At 61.5% G+C, this 11,711-nt stretch carries 7 protein-coding genes; all 7 read left to right on the top strand.

The window, feature by feature from the left end; translation table 11 throughout:
* Nucleotides 1–4 precede the first annotated feature (4 nt).
* The 7 genes from VZQ01_RS40200 to VZQ01_RS40170 all read left to right on the top strand — a co-directional run bounded on the left by VZQ01_RS40200 (nucleotide 5) and on the right by VZQ01_RS40170 (nucleotide 11,705).
* Nucleotides 5–1,753: an FAD/NAD(P)-binding protein gene (locus VZQ01_RS40200; RefSeq protein WP_426746284.1), complete on the top strand. Its 1,749-nt coding sequence runs from the start codon at nucleotides 5–7 to the stop codon at nucleotides 1,751–1,753.
* Between the two features lie 88 nt (nucleotides 1,754–1,841).
* Complete coding sequence (locus VZQ01_RS40195) at nucleotides 1,842–3,167, top strand: MFS transporter (RefSeq protein WP_426746283.1); 1,326 nt, start codon at nucleotides 1,842–1,844, stop codon at nucleotides 3,165–3,167.
* A complete protein-coding gene (locus tag VZQ01_RS40190; protein WP_426746282.1) occupies nucleotides 3,164–3,649 on the top strand; it encodes a helix-turn-helix domain-containing protein in 486 nt (161 codons plus the stop codon). Before VZQ01_RS40195 ends, VZQ01_RS40190 begins: the two co-directional genes overlap by 4 nt.
* A 391-nt stretch (nucleotides 3,650–4,040) precedes the next feature.
* Nucleotides 4,041–6,563, top strand: a complete 2,523-nt coding sequence (locus tag VZQ01_RS40185; protein ID WP_426746281.1) for a helicase-related protein — start codon at nucleotides 4,041–4,043, stop codon at nucleotides 6,561–6,563.
* Nucleotides 6,526–7,110: a phospholipase D-like domain-containing protein gene (locus VZQ01_RS40180; RefSeq protein WP_426746280.1), complete on the top strand. Its 585-nt coding sequence runs from the start codon at nucleotides 6,526–6,528 to the stop codon at nucleotides 7,108–7,110. The genes VZQ01_RS40185 and VZQ01_RS40180 overlap by 38 nt, the downstream gene beginning before the upstream one ends.
* 456 nt (nucleotides 7,111–7,566) lie before the next feature.
* Entirely contained in the window at nucleotides 7,567–8,520 is a 954-nt protein-coding gene (locus tag VZQ01_RS40175; RefSeq protein WP_426746279.1) for an HNH endonuclease, read from the top strand.
* 98 nt (nucleotides 8,521–8,618) lie between these two features.
* Nucleotides 8,619–11,705, top strand: coding sequence for a hypothetical protein (locus VZQ01_RS40170; RefSeq protein ID WP_426746278.1), 3,087 nt, complete (start codon nucleotides 8,619–8,621; stop codon nucleotides 11,703–11,705).
* Nucleotides 11,706–11,711: the final 6 nt, after the last annotated feature.

The following is an 11,711-nucleotide window of genomic DNA, read 5'->3' as shown; positions in this document are numbered from 1 at the left end:
GCACATGAACGTCCATCGCATCAGTCCCGGAGACGCCACGAAGCGGACGCCCCACATCGCCATCGTGGGAGGTGGACAGTCCGCGCGGTGGTTCCTCTTCGCGTTGACGGAGCGGCTCGCACGAGGAGAACGTGCGCTGCAAGGCTGCCGTCTCACCATCATCGAGGCACAGACGGAGGTCGGGACGGGCCTCGCGTGGAGCCGACGCAACGCCTTGGAGGAGCATCTCGCGAGCCTGCCGGCGAAGATGAGCCGGTGGAGCTTCGGCGAGCGGCAACAGGTGCAGTTCCAGCGCACGCTGGGGCTCCTTCGAGAGCTGGGACTCTCGGTCGAGTTGCTCACGGGCCAGGAGGCCCTGACGCTCGAACAGCGAGCGGAGCACTTTGAGATAGGCCTCGCGTCCGCACCGTCGGTCACCGCCGACTACGTGATCCTCGCGACGGGCTATGGACAGCGGGCCTGGAGAAGCCGGGCCCTGCCGGAGTCCCTGCTGGATGGTCGGCCTGGAGTCCACGGTTCACCGTGGCCGGCCAAGGCGCTCCAGGATGCTGTGTTGGAGGGGGGCGGGAACCGCCCCAAGCACGTCCTGATCCTCGGCTCGTATCTGAACGGAATCGACGCGGCGCTGTCGCTCGCGGTCAAGACAGGACGGTTCGTACCGGATACCGAGGGTCGTCTGCGATACGAGGCGCCTGAAGACTTCAAGGTCACCCTGGGCTCCCGAACGGGTCAACTGCCGAAGGTCTGGGGGCGTGAGGCGACCTCGCCCTATCAGCCACGCTGGTTCACGGCGGAGCGGCTGCAGGAGACCTTCCAGACGAGCGGGAGCGGCCGGCTCCTCTCCATCGACACCACCCTGGAGATGCTGGGAGACGAACTGGCGGAGGCGGCTGGGCGTCAGCGCGTCCGTCGACGTGGAGCCCCCGTGCGTCGTCGCATCCGAGCATGGCAGCGGCACCTGGCGCGCGCGGACAAGGCGGAGACGCTGCGTCGGGACATCGCCGCAGTGCTCACCACGGGGAAGCCGTACGGTGGCTACGAGCACATGCGAGTGGTGGAGTGGCAGGCGTGCATCGACGCGGCCATCCAGTTGTGGAGTGAGAACTCCCCGTGGTTCTCCGCGGAGGATCACCTGTACTTCGACCGCGAAATCCGGACGACGTTCTTCAACACGATGTTGCCCATGACGCTGGGGAACGCGCTCCAGATTGAAGCCATGATGCGCTCGGGTCATCTGGAGGTCATCGCGCTGGGACGGGGTTATGAGTTCCATCCTGTGACAGACCCGGTCTGGCGAGTGAGCGTCACGTACGGAGATGCGCTGGGGCGCTCGCACACACGGTGGTTCACAGATGTGGTCGACGCCACGGGCCAGTACTCGAGCATCGAGGCGCATCCGTCGCCGCTGATTCAGTTTATGCTGGGAAACGGGCTCATCCAACCCGGTCTCCGCGCCTTCCGTTCGACGGAGGGGCTTTCGGTGCCCTCGGACAAGAAGAGGTCCGTCATCACCCGAGGGGAAAAGGCCTACCTCGTCACCGGGGGCATCTACGTGAACCCGAAGAGCGGAGAGGTCATCCCACGAGGCACGTACGAGTTGGAGTCCAGTGGGTCGAACCGGACGGCCATGTACGCCATGGGCCCGAATGTGTGCGGACAGTTCACCGACGCGCAGAGCCTGGGGCAGACGCAACGCGATTCACTCCGGATCGTCGCGGACCTGTGTCGGAAGCTGAGCCAGCAGCAACCATGAGTTCGGGGAGCCCGGCCCGATGGCTTCTCGACAGGAACAACCGGAGGGACCTGCCCTGGCCACGGGAACGCCAGTGGCAGGAGGCTTCGTGGTCCAGCCCAAGGAGTCCCCTGCCCCGGCCTTCGCCGTCTTCCTGCGCATCTGGGCAGGTCAGCTCGTCTCGATCCTGGGCTCCAGGCTGACGGCGTTCGCGTTGGGGGTCTGGGTCTACCAGCGCACGGGTTCGGTGACGCAGTTCGCGTTGATCTCGCTCTACACGGCGCTGCCCTCGCTCGTGCTCTCGCCGTTGGCGGGAGTGCTGGCGGACCGGATGGACCGTCGTCGCGTGATGATCCTGAGCGACACGCTGGCGGCGGCAGCCACGGCGAGTCTCGCGCTGCTGATGTTCGCGGGCAGGCTGGAGGTCTGGCACGTCCACGTCTCCGTGATGGTGGGAGCCATCGCCAGCACCTTCCAGGTGCCCGCGTATACGGCGGCCACGACGCAGTTGGTGCCAAGGGAGCAGTTGGGTCGAGCCAGTGGCATGGTGCAGCTGTCCCAATCCCTAGGGAGGCTCGCGGCGCCACCCGTGGCGGGGCTGTTGCTCGTAGCGGTTGGCATCCAGGGTGTGATGCTGGTGGACTTCGCGACCTTCCTGGTCGCGCTGGTCACGCTGCTGAGCGCGCGGATTCCTCCGCTGGGTCGCATGCCAAGCACCTACACCGCGCGAGGCACACTCTGGCGAGATGCTTTTAAGGGCTGGCACTACGTCGCCGCGCGCCCGGGGTTGATGGGGATGTTGGTGTACTTCGCGCTCATCAACCTGTGCGCCGCGTTCACTGAGGTGTTGGCGCAGCCCATCGTGTTGAGCCTGGCTTCGCCCGCGGCCCTGGGAATCACGCTGACCATCGCCGGGTCCGGCATGCTGGGCGGAAGTCTCTTGATGAGCGTCTGGGGCGGCCCACGAAGAGGCCGGATGTATGTGGTGCTGGGTTCCGGAGCGATGCTCGGCATGAGCCTCGTATTCGCGGGAGCGCGGCCGTCGCTCGTCTTCATCCAGCTCGCCGCCTTCTCGTTCATGTTCTGGGCGGCCGTGGCGAACGCATCCAGTCAGGCGCTCTGGCAGGCCAAGGTTGAGGTTGCCGTGCAGGGACGCGTCTTCGCCATCCGGCTCCTGCTCGCCACCAGCCCGACGCCGCTGGCCTACGCAGTAGCGGGGCCGCTGGTTGACCGTGTCTTCGAGCCGCGCATGGCGCCAGGCGGAGGCTGGAGCACGAGCCTCGGCACCTGGATTGGAGTGGGTACCGGGAGAGGGAGCGCGGCGCTGCTCGTCATCGCGGGTGCGCTCATCCTGGTGGCCACGCTCCTGGCGCTCCTCCACCCACGCATCCGTCGACTGGAAGAGGAACTCCCCGACGCAAGGCCGAGGCAGTGAACTCTGCCGGTTCGCGGCTGGAGTCCGGAGCCCTAAAAGTCGAAGGCCTTGGAGCCCCCAGCTTTCGCCATGGACTCCAGGGCCTTCTATCGGTCGGGGCGACAGGATTTGAACCTGCGACCACTTGCACCCCAAGGAACCCCGGGAGCCGTCCAGCGGTTACCATCCCTTCACAACCCATCGTAAATACTCGGGTTTCTTCGGCCGCGGTTGTCCAGCCCTCCCATCCAGTACCCCAGGACACCAAGATTTTTGCTGCTAGTTTGCTGCTGGGCCCTGCCCCGCCGGCATCGGTGGCCTCCGGTCCTGGCCTTCTGCTGACCGTCCGGGACGTCGCGGAGCGGCTGGGGGTGTGCCGGGCCACCGTGTACCGCCTATGCGCACGGGGCACATTGCCCCACATCCGAATCTCCCACGCGGTTCGCGTCAGGGCTGAAGCCCTGGAACGCTTCCTGCTTGAGCACCCAGAAGAAGCACCGTAGAGCAGCTCCTCTTCCCCCCCCCAGCCACTCACTCAAAACGCCGCGGTACGTAAAGCCCGCTGAAGGAGCGGATTGAAGGCACAAAGGAGCTGGCTAGTGAGGCCCTATGGACTTCGCTAGGAAGCAGCCTGAGGCCCGCCGTAGAGCGCCGAGGCCTAGAGTGGTCGACTGGGTCGCAGACCACGGCTGCATAGCGCCTGCCCGCTATAACAGTGCGAGGCTCCAGACCAAGTGCGCTCGGGCTCCACGGTCAGACGCCGGTTGCACGCGTATGCACCTCGTGCGACCGTTCGCAGCATCCTCAGAACAGCAGAGGGAGGATGAGATGCCGCGGTCGTCTAAACGGGCTGTAGTACGCCGTGAGCCGCCTGCCGCCCAAGTGGCAGAGCAGATGATCGCGACGTTCGGCAACCAGTTGCACGAGAGCGCCATTTGCCTGACGACCCCAGTCCCGAAACTGGTTCCCTTGTCAAAAGTAGAACCGCCTCCATCACTGCGCGAGTTCCTGTCTCGGTACGAGCAACGCGTCAGCACCAGCGGGCTTTACTCGCACCAGGCAGATGTGGTGAAGGCGCTCAAGAAACGAGCGATCCCCAATATCGTGATGACGACAGCGACGGGCTCTGGCAAGAGCTTGGCGTTTTGGGCATGGGCGTTCGAGCATATGGCTCGAAATGATGAAGCGACGCTCGTCGCGACATTTCCCACTCAGGCCCTCCTCTGGGGACAGGCTAAGCGGCTCGCGGACATGTCCGCTCCCGAGAGCCTCGTTGAGTTCGAGGGCATGGACTCTGTCTGCTTCGCGGGCACCATCGAGGTCGGCGACACGTCGATCCCCTGGTCCGTCTGGTACGGGACGAGCGAGTGCGAGTACATGAAAAAGCACGCGCAGTCCCATGCGTTTACCAGTGCTCGTCTGAGGCTCTCGACCCTCGATAAAGTCCATTGGAGCCTGATGCGGGAGAACGATGCGGACTTCCTGTCGCACCTCGCAGGCATCGTTCTCGACGAGGCGCATTCCTGGCACGGGCTTTCGGGCGCGAACGTGCGCGCAATGTTCGATCGGCTACGACTCTCGATGGACATGCTCAAGTGCCCGCATCCCTCCTTTTTTCTTGCATCAGCGACCCTCGCTGACGCCACAAGATTTGCCGCAAGCCTCACCGGGGCTGCCGCATCTTCCTTTCTGGAGGTCCATGACAAGGGAGCCTCTAAAGCAGCTCTTGTTCCAACAAAAGATGTTCCCGTATTGCTTTCCCAACCGGCGGAGCCTGGACTCTTGCGTCGGTATGTCTTTCTCGTCGAGCCGGAACCTGAGCCGCTTGCGGCACGTGACGTTCTTGGAAAGTCGGACGTGCTTGGCCCGGATGCGAATGCCCTCTGCTTCGTCCAGAGTAAGTTCGTAGGCCATCGCCTTCGACAGGAGCTTCACCGCTCTCTTCCAAGCAGAAACGTGGTCGCCTATGACGGCGACTTGCCAGCGAAGGAGCGACGCAAGGTAGAGGACGAGTTGTTCAATGAGGACCTAAAGCCCAAGGTCATTGTCGGCACGAGCGCCCTTGAACTTGGGGTCGATCTGCCCACACTGGATGTTGTCGTGATGGACGAATTGCCGCCACGCCGCTGTGAGTTGCTTCAACGGCTGGGACGTGTGGGTCGCTCCGCGGAGCGACCTGGGCTCGCGGTCCTATGTCTAGGCTATTCGCCCGGTGATGAGCGGCTCATTCAGGAACCATTGACAACGGTCGCAGTGGACGACATAAAGCCTCTGTCTCTGCCGCTACATCTTGATGTGGTGCGTCTTCGGGCCATGTCAGCGGTATTCGAAGAGTGGCGGTGGCGTCTTAGGAAGAAGAAGGTCTCCTGGGATGACTTCAATGAGGCACTTGAGCGCTACTTTCAGTGGGCGCCTCACATTGACGATTTGAAGGAGCACCTCGACGAGGTGCTCGGTGACGTCGTCGATCTCGATGAGGGAGCTTGGCACTACAAGGGCTTCCGCGTCAGTGCGTCGCAAGGCAAGCGCAAGTTGATTCTTGAGAGCGATCGGAAGACCATTGTCGCGACGATCGAGGATATTGCGGTCTTTCGCGACGCCCATCCCGAGGGGGTCTATCTAGGGCACCGTGGGGCCAGTTATCGCATCAAGCGCTACGTCGGCGATTGGGACGTGGGAACATGGAAGAGTCCGGGAGGGGTTCTCCTCGGCAAGTACATGAAGGGGCTCAAGCACATCGAGGTTTGCGAGGAGAAGCCGACTGTGGCGACGCGCGGGCGCTGGAAGGACGCCTTCAAGCTCGAAGAGCGGAAACACCTGCCCGACGGTCATGATCGACCTGCACAAGGCACGCTAACCTTCGGAATCTTTACTTTCCTCCGCCAGTTCGACGGCTATCTGCAGATCGATCTGCGAGCGCGGAAGCCGCCGAAGCCTGTCTCGTTAGCCGAAGTGGCCCGTCGATTCGACTCTGCCGTGGAAGATGGAAAATCATTCCCATTTCTGCATCATTTCTCATACCGCACCAAGGGCTGGAAGTGGCTCATCACTCGAGTACTCGACGAAAACACGCGTAAAACTTTGGCGTCAGTCCTGGGGCCCCTCCTTCAGGGGTTCTTCTGTGACGTCGTCGAATGCGCGAAAAACGATCTGCAGGTCACGCTGGACTCGAAGAACGGCGAAATCAGGGTTGTCGATGGCACTCCGGGTGGCAACGGGCTGAGCGAAGCCTTGTTGACGGAAGGCCGTGTCTCCGCTGCGTGGGCGGCCTCTATCAAGCAGATCCGTTCACAAAGACGAAGAGCCGAGCATGTCTTCCGACGCTACCTGGCTGAAGAGTGTCGGATCGACTCGGACGTTACCGCTGCGGAGGTGGTCAATGCCATTGAGCTCCTGGCAGGCGCTTGGAACGGGTGACGTCCTCGGCCACCTCCGTGCCGACCTGAAGAAAGCCTCGTCGAGTGTGTGGGTGATCGGACCGTGGATCGACGAGTTCTTCGCGCAGGTTCTGGTGACAGCACTGCCAGCATCGACTGCGTTGTACGTCGTGACGCGTCCGCCGAGCGGAGCGAACTCCAGTTTCGGCGAGCATGCGCTCTCGGCACGTGCCAGCCTTGAGGCTCGCCCGAATACCGTCGTAAAGTTGCTCGTCAACCTTCACGCAAAGGTGATCGTTGTCGACGAGCAGATCGGCTATTGCGGCAGCGCCAACTGGTACCGCTACAGTCTTGAGGAGAGCCGCGAGATCGTACTTCGTGGCCCAGTCGCAAGCACATCAGGACTGCTCGATGAAGTTCAGGTCATCTGGGAGCAAGCGGAGGACGCGCAACCAGTCCAGCGCTCCCTCACGACTCGCTCCGCCGCCAATGGATACACGAAAGAAGTCATAGATCCAGTGGCGGAAGCAAAGCTCAAGGAGGTCCCTGGCTCGTTCGTGCTCAACCGCAAGCCGCGCCGCCGGTGATAGGTCCCTGGCCTTCGTGGCCGATGGTCATCGGATGGATGCGCGTCGCCGCCTGGTGCCCAGCGAAGTCACGCTGCGTCAGCCCGCTCCTTTCGAACTTCTCCGCGACCCGCTCCACTCTGGCTTGTCAACTCTTTCATCACGCGCCGGCGGATGACCCGAGTCGCTCAGCTCGGCAATGCTCCGCAGCACGCCGTCCGCCGGATGGATACGCCTATCCGCACAGTCCGACCTTGCGCTCCCCCTTGCATCCCCTAGATGCGCGCTGGAGGGACTCACTACGGGCACGTGCCCCACGGTGACTGAGGAGGAGTAGGCGAAAGGGCGGGTGAAAGAACACCCAGCTATGTTGGAAGAAACGGACGCTCCGTTGACTTACCTCCCCCCTTGCGTTGGGCCTTTCCTTTGAGCGTTTCCAGCGCATAAAGTTGGCGGCACGGTAAACCGAGGGGTGAAATGGCCAGGTACTGGTGGGTCAACCACACGCAGACGTTCCGTCAGGAAATCGATGGCGGGTACCTCTGGTCGCCGAAGCGAGAGAGGCACGGCGCTCGAAGCCAGTTTTACGAGAACATGCGCCTAGCGAGCCCGGGCGATTTAGTTCTTTCATTCGCAAAAACAAAGATCAGCTTTATTGGCCGCGTGGCCGACTTTGCGCTCAGCGCGCCCAAGCCCTCTGAGTTTGGTTCCGTGGGGTCCTATTGGGCGGCCGAGGGATGGCTCTTGCCGATAATATGGTCCGAGCTCACCCCCCCGGCACACCCGAAAGCGCGAATCGCCGAACTGGCCCCTCTTCTGCCGTCAAAGTACTCGCCCATCAAAGCCGCCACCGGAGACGGTAACCAAAAGGTCTATTTGGCTGAGATCTCAAGAGAGGTATTCGAACTAATTACAGGCGGTGCTGTCGACACTGCGCCGTCGCTTCATGGGTCGACTGAAAGCCCCTTCCATGAACTGGTGGAGCAGTTGGAATCCGCTGTTGAGAAGCAGCTCAAGGCGGATCGTTCCGTCAGCGAGACTGAGAAGATGCAGTTGATGAAGGCTCGGCGCGGACAGGGACAATTCAAAGAGAGGCTCTGCAAGATCGAGCGAGGCTGCCGAATCACTGGAGTATCGAACCCAGCCCTGCTCGTCGCCAGCCACATAAAGCCATGGAGAGCTTGCGGGTCAGCGAATGAACGACTCGATGGACACAATGGGCTGCTCTTGACCCCTCACGTAGATCTATTGTTCGACCGGGGCTTCATCAGCTTCCAAGATGACGGAAAGATCCTCCTCTCACCTCGAATCGATATGGGTGACCTTCGAAAGCTCGGCCTAGAAGAACGCTTCCAGCGAAACGTAGGATCCTTTCTACATGAGCAGCGCCGGTACCTCTCCTATCATCGAGAGACGGTATTTATCGGGTGATTCCTGTTCACCTGGCTCCGAGGCAATGCTCACGAGCAGAGTGGGTACCGCCGGACACCAGAATGGATCCTCACACAAATCTCTCCGAAGAGGCCTGATTGGAGCAGTTCGAAAATTGGTCCTACCCCGATTGGAACGATCGGCTCATCAACCACCACTTCGTGGCGCCATCGACACGAGAGGCCGGCGCTCCAGTAGGCCGCATTCCCGCAACTCCAGAGGAGCTCTGGCTGGTTGCTGGAAAGCCTGCGCTCGATCCATCGAAGGTCGCCAACGCCTTCGTTCAGTGTGTGACCGGCGAACTGCCTATCGGACAGATTCGCTTCTGCACCTACTGCCTGACTCGCGAGCGAGAGTGGGCTCCTGACTCTCCTTCCCGTCCCCACTTCTTTGCCATGCTGTGGTTCACCTGCCTAATTGCCTATGGATACCCTACCGGCGATGGGGCATTTGCCACCCGCCTTGAGCGGATACTTGGGAAGCATGAGAACTTCCAGCATGGTAAGAATCAGCAAGCTTGCCTGCCAAAGCTGTGGAGGGACTTTGCGGCGTGGACGCAAGCGCGGAATGCCGCTGGCGACAATATTCGTATTCTTCAACTTCCCCCCGAAAGTCCTGACCGTGAGGTCATCGGCTACTCCCACTTCTTGGCATTCCCGAACCGTCTTGACAGGAATGCCTTGGCTCGAGTGCTCTGGGATGAAGAACTGATAGGCTTCGAGCCCCCCATTCAACCGGTCCTGGCGGCGCTGGAGGCTAGGCACAAGCAGTTCAGCCGAGATTTCGTCAGAGACCTGGCAGACTTCACCAAGCGCTTTACTAAGGGAGAAGACCCGCGAGAGTCACCATTTTGGAGAGCGGTTCGTCAAGAGGCATTAGAGCCATCGGTGGATGCCTCAGGCTCCGGGATAGAGCGTAGCCCCCGGACGGCTCTGCTCTTCGCAGCCAACGATTTGGGACTCCAGCCATTTATCGCCTGCCCCTTGGACCTTGCACTCCCCGAAGGCTTCGAGGCTCTGGCCTTCGAGGACTCTCCCGAATGGGAGGCATATGTTACAGGGCCTGACGGCGACCTGGAGATAGCCTGGCAGCGAGCGTTCAAGACTGGCTGGCTGCTTCCCGTGGGGACCCGAACCCTCCTGAGTCAAGGGCTGCTCATTCTCAGGCAGGCTGCGAGCGGGCAATTCGAGATCGTTTCCGGTGCTGAGGTCCACGGCTGTCAGCATGCCCTTGTACGCGATGACCGCGCCGACGCCTTCGTCCGAAACTTCGGTGGGAACGCCAGCCCATCGGTCGTTGATGGCTGGTTGGAGATAATGGATTGCGAGGTGCGACAGCTTGAACGCCTGCCGCAAGGCTTGGAGTCTGCAAGCCAGTTGCTTCGGACAATGGCGCCGCCATCTGTGAGCCTGAGCGGCGGCATTCGAGTGAGTGGGGGCTTCCTATTCGCTCCATCGCTCCTGCCATCCATCAGGGCACCGGGAGCTGATTTGATTACGATTCGGCATCCGGAGGGCGATCTGGATTCCTGCATTCGTCGGGATGGCACGACTGAGTGGAAGCTGCCAGCGAGTATCGCTAAACCTGGCAACTACCAAATCGAAGCCAAGTGGTCGCTTCAATCTCCATCGGGCCACCACGTCGAGCGAACGGGAGAAGCCTCTCTACGGCTGGTAGAATACGTTCTCAACGATGCTTACAAGAGTAAACCCGCGGGAAGCTTCTACGTCGAGGCCTGCCCTGACGCCGAACTGGACGTCACGGACAGCGACCATGTACCGCTAGGAATAACTACTTTCGAGGCGGAAGCCTCGGCAGACTTCCTCGAGCTCGACGTCGGACTTCGCTTTCTTGGCCCTGGGATTGGAGAGATGTCTCTCAGCCCCAAGCCAGGATTCGATTGGCTTGTTCTCGGACCAAAGAATTCGCCGGAGTTGATCGTCTTCGTCGGGGACCCGGAGCGCCCCACTCTACCGGCACAGCGTCGCTCACCTCGGTCGGGAGACCGCAAGCACTGGAGATGCGGCCTCAACTCCGCCCAGCAATTGTGGCGAGACAAAGCCGGCCGTTATTGGCCGCTTAGTGAAGGGCCTGTCTCCATTCGTGACGTACTTGAGCAATACCGCAGACACAAGGTGGATGATTCCGCGCCGATTTGTGAGGAAACGAGGCTGGATACCCATCTCGATACCGATCTCCCTCGAAGCCACCCAGACGAAAGAACCTTACATGCTGTCGACGCGATCGCGGCACTTTCTTCCCGACGTAGCGGCCTGCGGTATCAAGAAGCCCGAGATGTCTTTGATGCAATGTTGGGAAACGATAACCCAGTCGTGTTCCAGCAGGTCCTGCGTGCGTGGGCGGAGGCGGGCCTTGTCGACGTGCTGCGGAACGCAACCACTAGTCGCCTCACCATCTTGGCGCGCCAACCGCGCTTCGTAATGGTCCGACGTGGGACAGAAGTCGAAGCAACCGTGATGGGAATGCTCAGCTCCGTGAAGCGTGCTCAACTGCGCGAAGGAATCAAAGAATTGCGCCTGGAAAGACAGTTTACGGAGATTCTTCCGGGCAATCAATGGCAGCCCACGGCGCCGCGCATCCGTGCAACTCCCAAAGCGCTTGAATACCTAAGGCAACGAGCAGGACTCGTCGCATCAGAGTGGCTTCTCTGGCCGCACCCCGCCAACATCCCCATAGAACTCGACGCTCGGCGAGCGCTAGACTCACTTCCCAGGACGTCTCCGCCCATTTCTTATAGGCCCGAGGCGGCCTGGGACTGGAATGCGCTCACCTTTCGCCGTGGGGCTCGCCCCCCCACCGCCGACGTCCAGTTGGAAAGACGCCTCCACAAGGACTCGTCGGCAATTTACGTTGTCCTCGAAGGTGGCGAGCCCAGACTCTGGTCCCACCTACGGTCCTGGGCCATCTTGAGCGCGTATAGCCTGAGAGCCACTCGCCCCTTTCTTGTTACGGCCCCAGGTAGGCTCGCGTGCCAAGGACGCACGCCCGTCCATCTGCCACTGCCACTGGGCAGGTTATGTGTGCTGGTTGGCGAGGGGCTACCTGGCCCGGTCTTCACCGTCGGCGCAACCGGCGTCATGCAGTACGTTTACCCCTTTGGTCCCAGGCTCTACCGCCTCGTAGAGCGCGTTCTACCCGCCGAGTGGGTCCAGAGCGAGGCCTAGTGCCCA

Source organism: Myxococcus faecalis (assembly GCF_050039385.1).
Taxonomy (GTDB): Bacteria; Myxococcota; Myxococcia; order Myxococcales; family Myxococcaceae; genus Myxococcus; species Myxococcus fulvus.
This window is presented reverse-complemented; position numbering and strand designations above follow the sequence as displayed.